Below are 18,338 nucleotides of genomic sequence, written 5' to 3'. Positions count from 1 at the left end.
AATGGAAATTACAAAAATTTGCTGCATAGGGGCTGGTTATGTTGGAGGTCCTACAATGGCCGTAATTGCACAAAAATGTCCACATATTCAAGTTACAGTTGTAGATTTGAATGAACAAAGAATTAAGGATTGGAATGATCCAAGTACTGATAATATTCCTATTTATGAGCCGGGACTTGCAGAAATTGTTGCAGAAGCTAGAGGAAGAAATTTGTTTTTTTCAACAGAAGTAGAAAAAGCAATTGACGAAGCACAAATAATCTTTATTTCAGTTAATACCCCAACGAAAACTTATGGAAAGGGAAAAGGTATGGCAGCTGATTTAAAATATATTGAGTTATGTGCCAGACAAATTGCAAAAGTTGCGAAACAAAATAAAATTGTAGTCGAAAAATCTACTTTACCAGTTCGAACTGCAGAAGCTATAAAAAGCATATTAGATAATACTGGTAACGGTGTACAGTTTCAAATTTTATCAAATCCTGAATTTTTAGCAGAAGGAACGGCAGTTACAGATCTATTAAACCCAGATCGAATTTTAATTGGAGGAGATACAACTCCAGAAGGAGAGATTGCGATTAATGCTCTTGTAAATGTTTATGCAAATTGGGTTAATAGAGACAAGATTTTAACAACAAATGTTTGGTCATCAGAATTGTCTAAATTAACAGCTAATGCATTTTTAGCACAGCGTATTTCGTCTATCAATGCAATGTCTGAATTATGTGAAAAAACTGGAGCAGATGTAAATGAAGTTGCAAAAGCAATTGGAATGGATAGCAGAATTGGACCGAAGTTTTTAAAAGCTTCTGTTGGTTTTGGAGGGTCTTGTTTTCAGAAAGATATCTTAAATCTAGTTTATATTGCTAAAACTTATGGTTTAAATGAAGTAGCAGATTATTGGGAGCAGGTTATAATTATGAACGATCATCAAAAAAGAAGATTTTCAAATAAAATTGTTCAGACTTTATATAATACTGTTGCCGATAAAAAAATTACTTTTTTAGGTTGGGCTTTCAAAAAAGATACAAACGATACACGCGAATCTGCGGCAATTTATGTAGCAGATGATTTAATAAACGAGCAAGCGAAGATTTCTGTATATGATCCAAAAGTATCCAGAAATAAAATGTTAAGTGATTTAGATTATTTAGAAACCAGAAGCGTTCAAGAAAATATTAATTCGTTAACCATATTTAATGATGCTTATGATGCTTGTAAAGATTCACATGCTATTGCCGTATTAACTGAATGGGATGAATTTACAACTTATGATTGGCAAAAAATTTATCAATCAATGCATAAGCCTGCATTTGTTTTTGATGGAAGAAATATACTAGATGCTAAAAAGTTAGAATCAATTGGTTTTGTTTATAAAGGAATAGGTTCTTAATGGAATATTCTGTTGGGATAAGATTTAACATGAAGAGAGAAGAGAAGCGGTTGGTTTAAGATTATTTTCAATAAAAATAAAAATTATGAATTGGTATGTTATTTATACAAAACCAAAATGGGAAAAGAAAGTTGCTGAACGACTTACTGAAATAGGAATAGAATGTTATTGTCCATTAATAATTAAAATAAAGCAATGGTCAGATAGGAAAAAAAAGATTGAAATACCACTTTTTAATTCTTATGTTTTTGTGCAATTGCCAGATAGTGAAAGAAACTCTGTTTTTGAAATAGCAGGTGTTGTGAGATATTTATTTTGGCTTGGAAAACCTGCAGTGGTTCGTGATGAAGAAATTAATATAATAAAAAACAGTTTAAAAGCTCCGAATATTGCCGATGCTTCTGTTATTCCATTTCATGTTGGTGACAAAATTAAATTAGAATCAGGGGTTTTTAATAATCAAAATGCGATTGTTCAGGAAGTTTTAAATACACATTATATTTTAGTTCTTGAATCATTGGGATGTGTATTAAAAATTAAATATAAGTAAAATTAAGTCGCTTTATTTAGTTTTAGATAGCATCTTTTTATTATCTTTCTAAGTTATACAGAGAATAAAATTTCAGTTTATGAGTTTTATTCTCTGTTTTTATTTTGTAAATATTTTATTACATATTGATTGTTAAGGTGTTAGTGTTTTAAATGTCTCTAATTCTATGTTTTACTAAGTATTACGAAAAACTGTAGTGAATAAATTGACTTTTATCTTATATTTGCCGAAAATAATTTTACGTAGTCTGATCTCATTTTTTGTGACTCGGAAAGGCGAAGCCGTGAATTTAAATGACTTGAAGCTTATGTTAAAGTAAGAATATATTTAGTATTAACTGTGTTTTTATTTTCTTAACCATGACGTTTGCAACATATTAATGAGGTTGAAGTTGAGTATTATATAGGTATGTTGTCACAGGATATTTATAAGTCAATCTAAATTCAATAATGGTTATGTCAGTAATACAGTTTATTTGATTGTATTGAAGGCAAAAATTGGAAGATCTTTCTGAAATAATTTTAATATGACGACGTTTAAATGACAGTAAATGGAATTTTGCTTCGCATATTTATCAAGCTAGAATAAAAAAATCAAGTAACCTAACTAGAGTTTTTAATTTTCTGTATATCTATATGTTAGAGATAATTAAATGATGCTAAAACATAAAGATAATATTTACAATATCTGACTCTTTAAACTAGTATCAAAGAAGCCAAAAGAATATAGAAATTAGATACTAAATTCTTTGCCAGAAAAAAAATTGATGCTATAGTTTTGGAGTAACGTATGAGGAATTTTAAATTAATTTTTTTGAATTGCAAAAGAAAGCAGTATATTATATGATTTAAAAGGGAGTCTAAAGATTGCTGACCATAATGGCTGTAGTGTTTTTTGAGTCTTTAGTTAATTAAAAAAAAAAAATGAAAAAAAGTAATTCGATTATACATGTAATTTTAACAGGTGGAGTAGGAAGTAGATTATGGCCTCTTTCTCGTAAAAGCCAGCCAAAGCAATATTTAGAAATTTTTGAAAACAAATCATTGTTTGAGATGACAGTTGAGCGTAATAGCCATCTTGCAGATAAGGTAATGGTAGTTGGAAATGTAGATAATCATCATTTGAGTGGGAAAGTGATGGATAAAACTAAGACTGTATATGTAAATATTGTTGAGGCTACTCCAAGAAATACTGCAGCAGCAATTGCTTTTGCGGCATTTGCTTCAAATCCAGAAGATATCTTAATTATAACGCCATCTGATCACATTATAGATAAGATAGATGCATACAATGATGCTATTCAAGCAGCAGTTTTTAAAGCACAGGATGGTTTTATAGTTACTTTTGGAATTATTCCAACTAAGCCAGAAACGGGTTACGGCTATATAGAATCAAAAGGAGATAAAGTATTATCGTTTAGAGAAAAACCAAATGAAACTACTGCAAAAGAATTTATAGCAAGAGGTAATTTTTTATGGAATAGTGGAATGTTTTGTTTTAAAGCTGGAGTCCTATTAGAAGAATTGAAACAATTTCAGCCTGACGTTTACGACAAATCTAAAGCTGTTTGGGAATCAAGTAAAGATGGTTTTCTAGATTTAGATTTATCGTTAGAAATTCCATCCATTAGCATTGATTATGCTGTTATGGAAAGGAGTAAAAAAATTAAAGTTGTTCCGGCTTCTTTTTCGTGGTCAGATTTAGGTTCTTTTGAATCTGTTTATGAATATTTGGTGTCAAAGGGACATCCAATAGATAAAAATGGCAATATGGTTATAGGTTGTGAAAATCATACAACTTTTTTAGGTTTAAGTAATACTATATTTGTTCATACTAATACAGCTAATTTAATTTTACAAAAAGAAAATTCACAAGATGTAAAAGATGTATATAATGAACTAGAAAAGCAAAATTCAGATTTATTAAATTAATTGAAGTTTAAATGAAAAAAATTCTTATAACTGGCGGTGCTGGCTTTATTGGTTCCCATGTAGTAAGGCGTTTTGTGAATAAATATCCAAATTATCAAATTTTTAATCTGGATGTTTTAACTTATGCAGGAAATCTTGAGAATATAAAAGATATTGAAAATAAATCAAATTATACTTTCGTGAAAGGTGATATCGTTGACGAAAGATTTATTAATGATCTTTTTTCAAAACATAATTTTGATGGGGTTTTACATTTAGCAGCAGAATCACATGTTGACCGTTCTATTGAAGATCCTTTAGCTTTTGTAAAAACAAATGTAATTGGAACCATGAATCTTTTAAATGCTGCAAAAAAACAATGGAAAAATAATTTTGATGGGAAAAGATTTTACCATATAAGTACTGATGAAGTATTCGGATCTCTAGGAGCTGAAGGTTTTTTTACAGAAACTACTGCATATGATCCAAATTCGCCTTATTCTGCTTCAAAAGCTAGTTCTGATCATTTTGTTAGAGCATATGGAGAAACATATGGGTTGCCATACGTTTTAACGAATTGCTCAAATAATTATGGATCGTATCATTTTCCAGAAAAACTAATTCCTCTTTTTATTAATAATATTATTAATAATAAACCTTTGCCAGTTTATGGTGATGGAAATTATACTCGTGACTGGTTATTTGTGGAAGATCATGCTATTGCAATAGATTTAGTTTTTCATAATGGTAAAAATCATGAGACTTACAATATTGGAGGTTTTAATGAATGGAAAAATATTGATTTGGTTAGATTATTATGCCAAATTATGGATAAAAAATTAGAAAGAATTGAAGGGACTTCTCAAAAATTAATTACTTACGTTAAAGACAGACCAGGGCATGACTTAAGATATGCAATCGATGCTACAAAAATTAATAAAGAGTTAGGCTGGAAGCCAACAGTTACTTTTGAAGAGGGATTAGAAAGAACAATCAATTGGTATCTAAATAACGAAAAATGGCTAGAAAGTGTTACTTCTGGGGCATATAAAGATTATTATAAAAAACAATATTCTTAAAATATTTGAATAGTTTAGGTTTAATTAAATTAATAATTAATTTATGAAAAAAATAAGATACGTTCTTACTTTAATTTTTATTATAGTCTCATTTAGTATAAATGCACAGAATATTTTTAAATCAAAAGATTTAAGTACTATAAATGTAGATAACTTATCCCAAGATGATATTGTTAAAATTGACGCACAATTAAAGAGTAACAATATGACTGTTGATCAAGCAGAACCAATGGCTATATCAAAAGGTATGAGCCAGAATGACTTTAATAAATTACGAACTAGGTTGAACAATTTGTCAAATGGATCCATAAATAATGCTAACAACACTAATCAAGAAGTTGAAAATAAAAATAAATTTGGAAGGAATCAAGAAAAAATCTCAAATAACAAAGTAAAAGATTCCCTAAATTCATTAATTTTTGGGTCTGAACTTTTTGATAACCCTACATTAAATTTTGAACCTGATTTAAAATTGGCAACCCCAATGAACTATATATTAGGACCTGGTGATGAATTGCAAGTAAGTATTTATGGAGTGCAAGAATATAATGCAAGTATTGCAGTAAATGTTGAAGGTAAAATTACGATTCAAAATGTAGGACAAATTGCTGTTTCAGGAATGTCAATTGAGGCTGCAACTCAAAAAATTAAATCAGCTATAGCAAGAGTTTATAGTACCGTTCAATCTGGACAATCTCAAGTTAGTATTAGTTTAGGCCAAATACGTACTATTAAGATAACAGTAGTTGGTGGTAAACAACCTGGGAATTATTCAATATCATCTTTAGCTACTGTATATAATGCTTTGCATTTGGCTGGAGGTCCTGGAAAAAATGGTAGTTATAGAAATATTGAATTAATTCGAAACAATAAAATTTACAAAAATATTGATATCTATAGATTTTTAGTTAAAGGTGATCAGTCTGATAATATTAGTTTAAAAGAAAATGATGTTATTCGAATTCCGGCATATAGTCATCGAGTTATTGTTGAAGGCGAAGTGAAGCGTCCAGGAATTTTTGAAATGAAAAACAACGAAACGTTTTCTGATTTATTAAATTTTGCTTCAGGTTTTAACGAGTTTGCTTATACAGCTGCTGTCAATGTTATACAAAAAACAGGGAAAGAGTTTAAAGTTCATGATATAAATGAAAATGATTTTAATACTTATATGCCACAATCAGGAGATGTATTTAGAGTTACTAAAATTCTGAATCGATTTGAAAATCGTATTAAAATTGAAGGTGCAGTTTTTAGACCTGATTATTATTCTTTCACAGAAGGAATGAGGATTTCAGATCTTATTGCGCGTGCTGAAGGGCTTAAAGAAGATGCATATACAAAAAGAGCCAGAATAATTCGTTTGAAACCAGATTTAACAACAGAAATTGTAAATATTGATTTGAGTACAGCATTAACGGGTAATCTAGATTCAGATATTGAATTAAAGAGAGAAGATATTATAACAGTTTACTCAGTTTTAGATTTTAAAGAGGACTATAAAGTAACTATCGATGGGGAGGTGAAGAACCCTGGTGTATATGATTATTTTGAAAATCTAACATTAAATGATTTAATAGTTCAGGTCGGTGGATTAACAGGTTCTGCATCTAAACGAGTTGAAATTGCAAGAATGGTTAAGTCTGATGCAATAAAAGATTCTGATTTAAATAGAATAGAATTACTTCAATTCGAAATGACCTCTGATAGTAATGAACAAGTCAATAATTTTATTATAAAACCTTTCGATGTTATTAATATTAGAAGATTGGCTGTATATGAAAAACCTCAAATGGTAACTGTTAGTGGAGCTGTTATATATCCCGGAAAATATGTTTTGGCGAATAAAAAAGAAACAGTTTATAATATTGTAACAAGAGCTGGTGGATTAACTTCGGTAGCAAACATCGAAGGGATGAAGATTAAAAGGCCTATTAAACAAGAACAAATAGATAAGATAAAAAGTATTGATTTAAATTTATCTCAAAATGATACTTTAAGCGAGAAATTGACAAAAAAATTGGAGGAGGATTTAAAGTTTTCTACAATTCCTGTTAATTGGGAAAAAATTGTTAAAGACAAGAATCACTTTTCCAATGTTACCTTATTTCCTGGAGATGAAATTATAATATCTACTTACAGTGAAGGAGTTAAAGTTACAGGAAATGTATTGCTTACATCTGAAATTCCTTACCAAAGAGGAAAGGGGTTTAAATATTATATTAATGCTGTTGGTGGTGTTGACAGTAAAGGCTGGAAGAAAAAAGCCTATATTATATATCCTAATGGTAATGCATCTGTTACAAAATCTTTTTTATTTTTTAGAACGTATCCAAAAGTTACACCAGATTCACAAATTGTTGTTCCAGAAAAACCAGAAACCAAAAAGATGTCAACAGGTGAATGGGTTGGAATTGGCAGTGTACTAACTAGTTTAGCCTTATTAATTGTTACAGCTTTTAAATAATTTTTTATGAATAATGTAATTGATGAAAGTGACGAGATTTCGTTAAAAGAATTAATAGAAAAAATAAAGGAAGGGTTCTTTTTTTTGTTATCAAAATGGAAAATTATACTGTTGGCTGGATTTATTGGGGGTTGTTTAGGGATTACTTACTCTATTTTAAAAAAACCTATTTACACAGCTACCCTTTCTTTTGCCTTAGAAGATGAAAAAACGGGAGGAGGATTAGGTAATGCATTAGGTTTGGCTACTTCACTAGGTTTGGATGTTGGTGGTGAAGGAGGAGGTATTTTTACAGGTCCAAACTTGACAGAGTTATTTAAGTCTCGCAATATGGTCGAACAAACGTTATTGAGTCCTGTTAAAGTTGATGGAAAATTAATTTCTTTGGCTGAGATGTATATTCAAAACAATAACTGGAGAAAAAAATGGGAAGATGATAATAAATTTAAGTCATTAGAATTTTTACCTAATGGAAAAAGAGTAGGTTTTACCAGAATACAAGATAGTATTTTAGGTAAAATTTATGAAAACCTATCTAAAGGAAGTTTAAATGTAGGTCAGAAAGATAAAAAAGTTGCGATTATTACTATAGACGTTTCTTCAAAAAACGAATTATTTGCTAAATACTTTTGCGAAGCATTAGCCAAACAAGTGGGAAATTTTTATGTTGTAACCAAAAGTAAAAAAGCAAGGTTAAATATGGATATACTTGAAAGGCAAACAGATTCTGTTAGAAGAGAGCTTAATAGCGCTATTACTGGAGTAGCTATTGCAAATGATAATACTTTTAATTTAAATCCAGCTTTAAATGTAAGAAGAACCCCGTCTGCCAGAAGACAGGTTGATGTTCAGGCAAATACCGCAATACTGACAGAATTAGTAAAACAAGCCGAATTAGCCAAAGTTGCCCTACGCAAAGAAACTCCTCTTATTCAGATAATTGATTCACCTATATTACCATTAGCAAAAGAACATTTAGGAATATTAAAAGGATTGATTTTAGGAGCTTTTATTGCATCTTTTTTGACTGCTGGTTTTTTATTATTAAAAAAAACTATAAATACAATTTAATGAAAATTTTAATAACAGGAGGAGCTGGGTTTATAGGCTCAAATTTATGTGAATATTTTTTAGCAAAAGGAAACCAAGTTATTTGCCTTGATAACTTTTCAACAGGACATAGACATAATATCGAGCCTTTTTTTGCTAATAATCAATTTACTTTAATTGAAGGAGATATTAGAAATCTTGAGGACTGTACAGCGGCAGTAGAAGGTGTTGATTATGTTCTGCATGAAGCAGCTTTAGGCTCTGTCCCACGATCTATAAATGATCCGATAACAACTAATGATGTAAATGTTAGTGGGTTTTTAAATATGTTAGTTGCTTCAAGAGATGCTAAGGTGAAACGTTTTATCTATGCTGCAAGTTCATCAACTTATGGAGATTCAGAATCATTACCAAAAGTTGAAGATAAGATTGGTAATCCGCTATCTCCATATGCAATTACTAAATATGTAAATGAATTATATGCTAACATTTTTAGTAATATATATGGATTGGAAACAATAGGGTTGAGATATTTTAATGTTTTTGGTCGACGTCAAGACCCAAATGGAGCATACGCAGCTGTAATTCCGAAATTTGTTATGCAATTTATGAATTATGAAAGTCCTTTGATTAATGGAGATGGTAACTATTCTAGAGATTTTACATATATAGATAATGTAATACAAATGAATGAAAGAGCCATTTTAACTCAAAATAGTGATGCTGTTAATACAGTTTATAATACTGCATTTGGAGATAGAACAACTTTAAATGAGTTAGTATATATGTTGCGTGATAAACTTTCAGAGTTTGATTCAAATATAAAAGATGTTGAAATTCTTTATGGGCCAAACCGTGCAGGTGATATTCCCCATTCTTTAGCAAGTATTGAGAAAGCAAAAAGATTATTGGAATATAACCCGGAATATTCAATGGAAAAAGGGGTTAAAGAAGCCGTTAATTGGTATTATAAAAATCTAAGAAAATAAACTAATAGTAAAATAGTTTCATTTACTAATTTAAAAGAATAATTACAAATATGAAAAAAATTGCCATTATTGGTTTAGGTTATGTGGGCTTACCACTAGCAAGATTATTTGCCACGAAATACCAAGTAATTGGATTTGATGTTAATAAGAAAAGAGTTGACAAACTAAATGCAGGTCATGATTCTACACTTGAAGTTTCTGATGATGTTTTGAAAGCCGTTTTAGTAGACAATCCTAATAGTGAATCGGGTCTTTATTGTACTTATGATTTAGAAAATTTAAAAGAATGCAATATATTCATCGTAACTGTACCTACTCCAGTTGATAGAAATAACAGACCAGACCTGACCCCGCTTTATAAAGCAAGTGAAACGGTAGGTAAAGTTTTAAAAAAAGGGGATATTGTTATCTATGAATCTACTGTTTATCCTGGTGTTACAGAAGAAGAATGTGTTCCAGTATTGGAGAGAATTTCAGGGCTAATTTTCAATGAAGATTTTTTTGCGGGTTATTCACCAGAAAGAATCAATCCAGGAGATAAAGAACACACTGTTGAAAAAATCTTAAAAGTTACAGCAGGTTCTACTCCCGAAATAGGAATTGTAGTGGATAACTTATATAAAAGTGTAATTACAGCGGGTACACATCTAGCACCGACTATTAAAGTTGCCGAAGCGGCTAAAGTTATTGAGAATTCACAAAGAGATATCAATATTGCTTTTGTAAACGAATTAGCAAAAATATTTAACTTAATGAACATCAATACAAATGATGTATTGGAGGCAGCTGCAACAAAATGGAATTTTTTACATTTTAAACCTGGTCTAGTTGGGGGACATTGTATTGGTGTAGATCCTTATTATTTGGCACAGCGTGCACAGGAATTTGGGTATCATCCAGAAATTATTTTAGCAGGACGAAGATTAAATGATAGTATGGGAGAATATATTGCTTCTCAAATAATCAAATTGATGATTAAAAAAGGGATAGCTATCAAAGGGACAAATCTATTAATGCTGGGACTAACATTTAAGGAAAATTGTCCTGATATACGTAATACTAAAATTGTTGATGTGATAAGGGTTTTAGGTGAATACGGTATTGAAGTAGTTATATATGATCCTTTAGCAAATCCTTTAGAAGTTAAACATGAATATGATTTAGATGTCTATTCTGATATGCCAAATCAAAAATTTGATGCAATAGTTTTGGGGGTAGCACACAATGAATTTCTAAATTTAGATTTATCTAATTTTCAAAAAGAATTAAGTGTTATTTATGATGTGAAGAATTTTTTAAAATCTCATGTAGATGCTAAATTGTAAATATTTAAAAAGCAATTAATGAAGCCAGAAATTATTGATTTTCCTAAAATTCAAGATCCTAGAGGTAATCTTACATTTATGCAGTATTCTAGCCAAATTCCTTTTGAAATTCAAAGGACTTTCTGGACCTATGATGTTCCGGGAGGCGAAATAAGAGGGGGGCATGCATATCATCAGCAAGAAGAAATTTTAATTGCACTAAGCGGAAGTTTTGATGTTATAATTACAAAGGAAGACGGCACTACAGAAAAATTTTCCTTAAACAGAAGTTATTATGGGCTTTACTTGCCAGCAAAAACATGGAGACATATTGAAAATTTTTCTACAAATGCCCTTGCTTTGCATATTTCTAGTAAAAAGTATTTTAAGGAGGATTATATAAGAGATTTTGAAGATTTTAAAAATCTATTTAAATGATAAAACAAATAAGTGTTTTTGAATGTGATCTTTTGCATTTAAAACAAATAGGAGATCGTAGTGGGCATATTACTTCGATCAATAATAGCCTGGAGATACCTTTTGATATAAAACGAATTTTTTATCTATATGATATACCTGGAGGAGAATCTAGGGGGGCACATGCACATAAAGAATGCCACCAATTTTTAGTTGCTGCCAGTGGGAGTTTTGAGGTTTTATTAGATGATGGTGCAACAAAAAGGCAAGTTTTATTAAACAGACCTGATTTAGGTTTACATATACCACCAGGTATTTGGGCTTCTGAAATCAATTTCTCTAGCGGGTCTATATGCTTGGTGTTTGCTTCTCATGAATATAGTGAAGATGATTATCTAAGAGAGTATGACGATTATTTAAAATATATAGGAAATGTATAAAGTTCATCCATTAGCAGATGTTCAAACAAAGGATATTGGAGACAATACTACGGTCTGGCAGTTTTGCGTAATCTTAGGTAGTGCTTCAATTGGAAAAAACTGCAATATTAATTGTAATGTCTTTATCGAAAATGACGTTAAAATTGGAGATAATGTTACAATCAAGTCAGGTGTGCAAATTTGGGATGGAGTTTATATTGAGGATAATGTTTTTGTAGGTCCAAATGTAACGTTCACTAATGATCTGATACCCAGGTCTAAATCATATCCAATAGAGTTTTCTAAAACAATAATTGAAAAAGGAGCTTCAATTGGAGCAAATGCTACAATAGTGGCAGGGAATAACATAGGTTCGTATGCAATGATTGGTGCGGGTAGTGTAGTAACAAAATCAGTATTACCCTATCATCTTTTTTATGGTAACCCAGCAAAACATAAGGGATATATAACAGAAGAAGGTATCATTTTAGATTTAAACTTAAGAGATGCGGATGGAAATGTTTATGTTTTTTTTAAAGATAAATTATCTCTAAAAGAAAACCTTATTTAAGAGACTTAAAATAAAATATTATGATTAAATTTTTAGATTTACAAAAAATAAATCTTATACATCAACAAGAAATTGAAGAAAAATTAATTAATACTTTTCGCAGTGGATGGTATCTATTAGGAAGAGAAGTTAAAAATTTTGAAGAAAATCTTAAAAATTATATTGGCTCAAATCATGCTATAGGGGTAGCAAATGGGTTGGATGCTTTAAGATTAATTTTTAGAGCATATTTGGAGCTTGGGTTGATGAAAAAAGGAGATGAGGTTTTAGTTCCTGCTAATACGTACATAGCTTCCTTGTTGGCCTTATCAGATAATGGTTTAGTTCCAGTATTAGTTGAACCAAACTTAGATAATTATAATATTGATATTTCAAAAATAGAATCTAAGATTACTTCTAAAACTAAAGCGATTTTGATTGTACATCTATACGGGCAAATTGTTTTCTCTGAAGAGTTAAAAGAAATCGCAAAAAATAATAATTTAAAAATTGTAGAAGATAATGCACAAGCTATAGGGGCTTCATGGAATAAAATTAAAGCTGGGAATTTAGGTGATGCTGCGGGGTTTAGTTTTTATCCTGGGAAAAACCTTGGAGCTTTAGGAGATGCCGGTGCAGTTACCTGCAAAGATGATGACTTAGCCAAAGCAATTAGAGCAATTGCAAATTATGGGTCAAATTTAAAATACGTGAATATATATCAAGGATTAAATAGCAGATTAGATGAAATTCATGCTGCAGTATTGGATGTAAAATTGAAATACATAGATAACGAAAATCAAATTCGTAGAGAGATTGCGAACCGATATTTGAAAGAAATTAAAAATAATAAAGTAATTCTTCCAATAGAGCCTGTTGATAAAAAAGAACATGTATGGCATATTTTTGTAATTAGAACAAAAGAAAGAGATGCTCTGCAATCCTATTTACAAGAAAATGAAATACAAACTTTAATTCATTACCCTATCCCTCCTCATAAACAAGAGGCTTATAAAGACTTGAATCACTTAAGTTTACCTATTACTGAAGCTATTCATGAAGAAGTCCTTAGTTTGCCAATTAGTCCTGTGATGAGTGTAAATGAAGTTTCTAAAGTTATTGAGATCATTAATAAATTTATTTAGATTTGAAAGAAAAGCATTCTTCTTATCAACAGATATTTAAAGCAACCTCAATTTTAGGAAGTGTACAAGTATTTAATATCATTATATCTATTTTAAGAAGTAAAATTGTAGCAGTACTATTAGGTCCTGCCGGTATGGGAATCGTTTCCATTTTTACATCTACAATAGGATTGTTAGGACAAATAACCAATTTAGGATTAGGAACTTCTGCTGTTAAGAATATTTCCAAAGCTTCAGAGACCCATGATCAAGAGAAACTTGCAAAAACAGCAACGGTTTTTCGTAAACTCGTATGGATAACAGGTTTATTTGGCTTTATTGTTGCTTTAATATTATCTCCATTTTTAAGTGAAATTTCGTTCGGGAATAAAAAATATACATTTGCTTTCGTATTATTATCTATAACATTACTTTTTACACAGGTTAGTGCCGGACAAAATGTTATTCTGCAAGGAATGCGCAAAATACAGTATATGGCAAAGGCTAGTGCATTAGGGGCATTATTTGGATTGATAATATCAATACCTATGTATTATTATTGGAAAGAAGATGGAATTGTTCCGGCAATGATATTAAGTTCAATTAGCATTGTGGTAATTTCGTCATATTATGTTAAGAAAATTGCTATACCAAGTATTTCTGTAAATAGTTCTGATTTTAAAAATGAAGGAATGGATATGCTAAGAATGGGGTTTTTGATAAGTTTCAGTTCAATTATCTTATTAATAGTAGGGTATATAGTTCGTATATATATAAATAAAATTGGAGGAATAAAAGATGTTGGTTTATATACAGCTGGATTTGCTATTATTAATACTTATGTTGGAATGGTCTTTACTGCTATGGCATCTGATTATTATCCTAGATTAGCAAGTGTTTCTGACGATAAAATTAAAACAAAGAAAACAATAAATGAGCAAGCAGAAATTGCAATACTTATTTTGTCACCAATATTAGTCGTTTTTTTGGTGTTCATTCATTGGGCAATAATATTGTTATATTCAAATGATTTTATTGAAGTTATTCCAATGGTGCATTGGGCAACTCTTGGTGTTTTTTTTAAGGCACTAAGTTGGACAATTGCATTTTTATTCTTAGCAAAAGGCGAGTCAAAAGTTTACTTTTGGAATGAAGTAATAGTGAATGCATACATGTTGATTTTGAATATGTTGGGTTACTATTATTATGGGCTAACAGGTCTTGGGATTTCTTTTTTGATTAGCTATTTTTTATATTTCATACAAGTTTTTTTTATTTGTAAGATATTTTACGAATTTGATTTTAATAAAGAAATTATTAAAATTTTTTCAATTCAATTTACATTAGCGATATTCTCTTTTATAGCAGTTTACTTTTGTAATGTTTATGTAGCTTATTCCGTGGGTTTAGTAATTATCCTGATATCTAGTTGTTTTTCGCTAAATGAATTAGATAAGAAATTAGATATTAAAGGTATAGTTAGTAATAAATTTAAGAAGAAGGTTTAATTTTATAAATCGATTGATTAGTAGTTAAATGAATAATGAGAAGATGACAATTGCTTTCATAACTCCGTTAATGATTATTGGAGGTGCAGAAACCTATATAATTAATAAATGTGAATGGTTAATAGCTAATAATTTTAATGTAATAGTTATTTCAGAAGGTGGCGAAAATGTCTCAAATTTACCTCAAGGTACAATTCATATAACGTTGGAAGGAATAAGTTTACCTCCTTTAGTATTTACAAATGCTCAATACAACAGCTTTAAACAAAAGCTAAAGACAATTTTATTAGATAATAAAGTAAATGTTATTGAGGCTCATAATTCATACCCAATTGTTCACGTGGCTTCTTTGTATAATGAAACTGGAATTCCTTTTTGTGTAAATATATTGTCAGAGCTTTCTTATAGGCGTAATCCTTTGTTGAAAATTATCACTAAGAAAATGGATAGGTTTGGGCTATTTTATTCACTAACGCCACAAATGCATGAATATATTGAAGGAGTTACAAAATTAAAATTAAATCCCAATATAATACCCATTCCAGTTAAAGCAATTGAGACCGATAGTTCTGTTTCTACTCAAAAATATATTTTATCTGTCAGCAGGTTATCTGAAGATAAAGACTACGTAAAATATTTAATTCAGGATTTCTATGAAATATATAGAAAAAATGAAAGTTTTAAGGAATACAAATTAGTTATTGTAGGCGATGGTAATTTGTTCAATGAATTAAATCAATTAGCGCTTCATATAAATGGAGAATTGGGTCAGGAAATTATTCAATTAAAAGGAACTGTAGTTGGTAAAGATTTAGAAAAATTGTATCAGGGATGTACAATGTTTGTTGGTATGGGAACTACTCTTTTGCTAGCTGCTTCGTGTGCTAAGCCTTCAATAATTGCTGGATTTACTCCTGAAACAAATAAATCTGCTTGGGGTTTTTGGGGCGAGAATAACTTAGATAAAGATATAATAGTCATTAATTCTCCAAAGGATCGATCTCCGGTAAGCTTTCAATTAGCAATACAAAGTATAATAGAATCAGATTCACGTCGAACTAGTGCTGGTAATGCAGCTATTAAAATGTTTAATGAAAATTACGATTATAATTCTATAATGACCTTATGGAAAAGTGAATATGATAAGATTATAGATGTTTGCAAAAAAAATGAGATAATGATAGAAAAAGAACTTAAAAATTATGAATGGCCAATTCATTTTTATCGCCAAATTCGTAGAATAGTTAAGTTTTTTAAGATATAATCGTGCTTAGAATTTTCTTCAAATAAAAAGATAATATAAAGTAATTTAAATAGTTGTAAATATTATAATGAAAAAAAATTTAATTGTTTTTGGAACAAGGCCTGAGGCTATAAAAATGGCTCCTCTGGTTCAAGAGTTTAAAAAACATTCAGATATTTTTGAAACCAGAGTTTGTGTTACCGCTCAGCATCGGGAAATGTTAGATCAAGTTTTGGACTTTTTTAATATTCAGCCAGAGTACGACCTGAACTTAATGAAGGCAAATCAAAACTTATATTCACTAACAGCAGATATTATAATCGGCTTAAAAGAAGTTTTAGAGGATTTTAAACCAGATTATGTTTATGTGCATGGTGATACAACGACAACAATGGCAGCTAGTTTAGCATCATTTTACTCTGGAGCTAAAATTTGTCATGTTGAAGCAGGACTTCGTACAAATTTTAAGCGAACACCTTTCCCTGAAGAAATGAATAGACAATTGACAGGAAGAATTGCTGATTATCATTTTGCCCCAACAGAAGCATCTAAGGAAAATCTCTTAAAAGAAAATATAGCATCTGAAACAATATTGGTAACAGGTAATACGGTTATTGACGCGTTGATTGATAGTTCTAAAAGAGTAGAAGATATCTATAATTTGGAAATTGAAAACTTAAAGAAGATTGTAAAAAAGGATGTAAAAACAATTCTTGTTACCGGCCACCGTAGAGAAAATCATGGAGATGGTTTTATTCGAATTTGTGAAGCTTTAAGAGAAATAGCTTTAATTAATCAAGATGTAGAGATAATTTATCCAGTACACTTAAACCCTAATGTAAAACGACCAGTTTATGAAATACTATCTGGAATTGATAATATTAAGTTAATAGAACCTTTGGCTTACCCTGCTTTTGTATGGTTGATGGATAAATCGTATTTAATCATTACTGATAGCGGTGGAGTTCAGGAAGAAGCACCAAGTCTTGGAAAACCTGTGCTGGTTATGCGTGAATCGACAGAAAGACCTGAGGCAGTAGTTGCTGGAACAGTATTATTGGTTGGGACTAACAAAGAACTTATAGTGAATGAAGCAAATAAATTGCTGAATGATGAGGATAAATATACAAGGATGAGTGTACTACACAACCCTTATGGTGATGGAAAAGCGTGTGAAAGAATTGTAAACTATATATCAAATTTAGAATAAATGAGCAATATCTTAGTATATAATCATGACATACAAAAATACCCGCCTATTCTAACTACAGTGAAAATATTACTCTCTTTAGGTAAGAAAGTTGTTATTGTAGGTTATTGCAGTGATAAAAATACGATTTCTGATTTAGAATCCCAAGGGGTAGTTTATTTTGAAACAATTATAAACGATATCAAAGAAAATAAAATTGTAAAATTTTTTAAACTATATTCATATAAGAAAAAAGTTGAGAAAATTGTAAATGAAGAATTTAAAAAAGACTCAATTTTATGGTTATACGGAAATCAAAATATATGGCTTCTTTATAATTTAGTTTTTAAATTTAAATCAATATTGTATTTATTTGAAACTCCACAACTAAAAGTAGGATTGAGATATAAGCTTTTAAGTCCATTTCTTAATTATGCAGACACTATGCAAAAAGCATGGAAAGTGGTTTGCTGTGAATACAATAGAGCTCATATCACAAAAGCTTATTTTAATTTGGTAAAATTACCAATTGTAATTCCAAACAAACCTGATTTTGATCTTTCTAAATTAAAAAATATACTTGATGATGAGACTGAAGCTCTTTTCAAGAATAAAAAGCTGATCTTATATCAGGGAATTTTTAACTATCCTGAAAGAAGATTAGATGAGTTATGTGAGTCCATACAATATTTACCAAGCGAATATCTGATTTGCATTATGGGAGGAGACGATAATAATAAGGCTAGGCTTATCAACAAATACGAATCAGAGCGTGTTGTATTTTTGCCTTTTAAATCGGCGCCATATCATCTGGAGATTACTCAAAAAGCATATATAGGCTTTCTGTCCTATTTTTCGCAACAAGGATCAATCGAAACAGCAATAAATACGCTTTACTGTGCACCCAATAAAATTTTTGAATATTCATGCTTTAGTGTACCCATGATTTCAAATGATGTTCCTGGCTTGTCCAATTTATTTAATAAATACAACGCGGGAAAAGTAGTTGCTGAATTTGAACCTAAGGAAATGGCTAATATCATTTTAGAAATCGATAAAAATTACGATGAGTTTAGTAAAGGTTCTTTGTCTTTGTATAATTCAGTAAATATTAAATCTTTGGTGAGTAAATTAATAGAAAAATAA

16 protein-coding genes are annotated in these 18,338 nt (G+C 30.0%); all 16 read left to right on the top strand.

The features are described 5' to 3' along the window. The first annotated feature begins 1 nt into the window (after position 1). The 16 genes from NLJ00_RS02040 to NLJ00_RS01965 all read left to right on the top strand — a co-directional run bounded on the left by NLJ00_RS02040 (position 2) and on the right by NLJ00_RS01965 (position 18,338). Positions 2-1,393 (top strand): UDP-glucose 6-dehydrogenase, encoded by a 1,392-nt coding sequence (locus NLJ00_RS02040; RefSeq protein ID WP_256636076.1) that lies wholly within the window; start codon positions 2-4, stop codon positions 1,391-1,393. Positions 1,394-1,478: 85 nt separating this feature from the next. Beyond that, positions 1,479-1,943: a UpxY family transcription antiterminator gene (locus tag NLJ00_RS02035; protein ID WP_256636075.1), complete on the top strand. Its 465-nt coding sequence runs from the start codon at positions 1,479-1,481 to the stop codon at positions 1,941-1,943. 923 nt (positions 1,944-2,866) lie between these two features. Beyond that, positions 2,867-3,874: a mannose-1-phosphate guanylyltransferase gene (locus tag NLJ00_RS02030; protein WP_256636074.1), complete on the top strand. Its 1,008-nt coding sequence runs from the start codon at positions 2,867-2,869 to the stop codon at positions 3,872-3,874. Between the two features lie 11 nt (positions 3,875-3,885). Next, entirely contained in the window at positions 3,886-4,932 is a 1,047-nt protein-coding gene (gene rfbB / locus NLJ00_RS02025) for a dTDP-glucose 4,6-dehydratase (RefSeq protein WP_180861008.1), read from the top strand. 43 nt (positions 4,933-4,975) lie between these two features. After that, positions 4,976-7,399, top strand: a complete 2,424-nt coding sequence (locus NLJ00_RS02020; RefSeq protein ID WP_180861005.1) for an SLBB domain-containing protein — start codon at positions 4,976-4,978, stop codon at positions 7,397-7,399. 6 nt (positions 7,400-7,405) lie between these two features. Further along, positions 7,406-8,470: a lipopolysaccharide biosynthesis protein gene (locus NLJ00_RS02015; RefSeq protein WP_180861002.1), complete on the top strand. Its 1,065-nt coding sequence runs from the start codon at positions 7,406-7,408 to the stop codon at positions 8,468-8,470. Beyond that, positions 8,470-9,438 carry an SDR family oxidoreductase gene (locus NLJ00_RS02010; RefSeq protein WP_180860999.1) on the top strand — a complete coding sequence of 323 codons (969 nt, stop codon included), beginning with the start codon at positions 8,470-8,472 and terminating at the stop codon, positions 9,436-9,438. The genes NLJ00_RS02015 and NLJ00_RS02010 overlap by 1 nt, the downstream gene beginning before the upstream one ends. Before the next feature lie 50 nt (positions 9,439-9,488). Beyond that, positions 9,489-10,763 carry a nucleotide sugar dehydrogenase gene (locus NLJ00_RS02005; protein ID WP_256636073.1) on the top strand — a complete coding sequence of 425 codons (1,275 nt, stop codon included), beginning with the start codon at positions 9,489-9,491 and terminating at the stop codon, positions 10,761-10,763. An 18-nt stretch (positions 10,764-10,781) separates the two neighbouring features. Beyond that, positions 10,782-11,180, top strand: coding sequence for a sugar 3,4-ketoisomerase (locus NLJ00_RS02000; RefSeq protein WP_180860983.1), 399 nt, complete (start codon positions 10,782-10,784; stop codon positions 11,178-11,180). After that, complete coding sequence (locus NLJ00_RS01995; RefSeq protein ID WP_319800415.1) at positions 11,177-11,599, top strand: sugar 3,4-ketoisomerase; 423 nt, start codon at positions 11,177-11,179, stop codon at positions 11,597-11,599. Before NLJ00_RS02000 ends, NLJ00_RS01995 begins: the two co-directional genes overlap by 4 nt. Then, the gene (locus NLJ00_RS01990) at positions 11,592-12,149 is read left to right on the top strand and encodes an acyltransferase (protein WP_180860981.1); all 558 of its coding nucleotides are present in this window, start codon (positions 11,592-11,594) and stop codon (positions 12,147-12,149) included. The genes NLJ00_RS01995 and NLJ00_RS01990 overlap by 8 nt, the downstream gene beginning before the upstream one ends. Positions 12,150-12,169: 20 nt before the next feature. Next, positions 12,170-13,273, top strand: a complete 1,104-nt coding sequence (locus NLJ00_RS01985) for a DegT/DnrJ/EryC1/StrS family aminotransferase (protein ID WP_180860979.1) — start codon at positions 12,170-12,172, stop codon at positions 13,271-13,273. Positions 13,274-13,275: 2 nt separating this feature from the next. Next, a complete protein-coding gene (locus tag NLJ00_RS01980; RefSeq protein ID WP_180860976.1) occupies positions 13,276-14,760 on the top strand; it encodes an O-antigen translocase in 1,485 nt (494 codons plus the stop codon). A 43-nt stretch (positions 14,761-14,803) separates the two neighbouring features. Further along, entirely contained in the window at positions 14,804-16,024 is a 1,221-nt protein-coding gene (locus tag NLJ00_RS01975) for a glycosyltransferase family 4 protein (protein WP_180860973.1), read from the top strand. Between the two features lie 67 nt (positions 16,025-16,091). Further along, positions 16,092-17,213 (top strand): non-hydrolyzing UDP-N-acetylglucosamine 2-epimerase, encoded by a 1,122-nt coding sequence (gene wecB, locus NLJ00_RS01970; RefSeq protein WP_256636072.1) that lies wholly within the window; start codon positions 16,092-16,094, stop codon positions 17,211-17,213. Continuing rightward, positions 17,214-18,338 carry a glycosyltransferase family protein gene (locus tag NLJ00_RS01965; protein ID WP_180860967.1) on the top strand — a complete coding sequence of 375 codons (1,125 nt, stop codon included), beginning with the start codon at positions 17,214-17,216 and terminating at the stop codon, positions 18,336-18,338.

The organism is Flavobacterium panici, from assembly GCF_024499525.1.
In the GTDB taxonomy this organism is placed as follows: domain Bacteria; phylum Bacteroidota; class Bacteroidia; order Flavobacteriales; family Flavobacteriaceae; genus Flavobacterium; species Flavobacterium panici.
Note: the sequence above shows the minus strand (reverse complement) of the source record. Positions and strands in the feature narration are given on the sequence as shown.

Excerpts from the sequence above, each read along its gene's own strand:
- NLJ00_RS02040 (WP_256636076.1), top strand. The coding sequence starts at position 2 with ATGGAAATTACAAAAATTTGCTGCATAGGGGCTGGTTATGTTGGAGGT.
- NLJ00_RS02035 (WP_256636075.1), top strand. The coding sequence starts at position 1,479 with ATGAATTGGTATGTTATTTATACAAAACCAAAATGGGAAAAGAAAGTT.
- NLJ00_RS02030 (WP_256636074.1), top strand. The coding sequence starts at position 2,867 with ATGAAAAAAAGTAATTCGATTATACATGTAATTTTAACAGGTGGAGTA.
- rfbB (WP_180861008.1), top strand. The coding sequence starts at position 3,886 with ATGAAAAAAATTCTTATAACTGGCGGTGCTGGCTTTATTGGTTCCCAT.
- NLJ00_RS02020 (WP_180861005.1), top strand. The coding sequence starts at position 4,976 with ATGAAAAAAATAAGATACGTTCTTACTTTAATTTTTATTATAGTCTCA.
- NLJ00_RS02015 (WP_180861002.1), top strand. The coding sequence starts at position 7,406 with ATGAATAATGTAATTGATGAAAGTGACGAGATTTCGTTAAAAGAATTA.
- NLJ00_RS02010 (WP_180860999.1), top strand. The coding sequence starts at position 8,470 with ATGAAAATTTTAATAACAGGAGGAGCTGGGTTTATAGGCTCAAATTTA.
- NLJ00_RS02005 (WP_256636073.1), top strand. The coding sequence starts at position 9,489 with ATGAAAAAAATTGCCATTATTGGTTTAGGTTATGTGGGCTTACCACTA.
- NLJ00_RS02000 (WP_180860983.1), top strand. The coding sequence starts at position 10,782 with ATGAAGCCAGAAATTATTGATTTTCCTAAAATTCAAGATCCTAGAGGT.
- NLJ00_RS01995 (WP_319800415.1), top strand. The coding sequence starts at position 11,177 with ATGATAAAACAAATAAGTGTTTTTGAATGTGATCTTTTGCATTTAAAA.
- NLJ00_RS01990 (WP_180860981.1), top strand. The coding sequence starts at position 11,592 with ATGTATAAAGTTCATCCATTAGCAGATGTTCAAACAAAGGATATTGGA.
- NLJ00_RS01985 (WP_180860979.1), top strand. The coding sequence starts at position 12,170 with ATGATTAAATTTTTAGATTTACAAAAAATAAATCTTATACATCAACAA.
- NLJ00_RS01975 (WP_180860973.1), top strand. The coding sequence starts at position 14,804 with ATGACAATTGCTTTCATAACTCCGTTAATGATTATTGGAGGTGCAGAA.
- wecB (WP_256636072.1), top strand. The coding sequence starts at position 16,092 with ATGAAAAAAAATTTAATTGTTTTTGGAACAAGGCCTGAGGCTATAAAA.
- NLJ00_RS01965 (WP_180860967.1), top strand. The coding sequence starts at position 17,214 with ATGAGCAATATCTTAGTATATAATCATGACATACAAAAATACCCGCCT.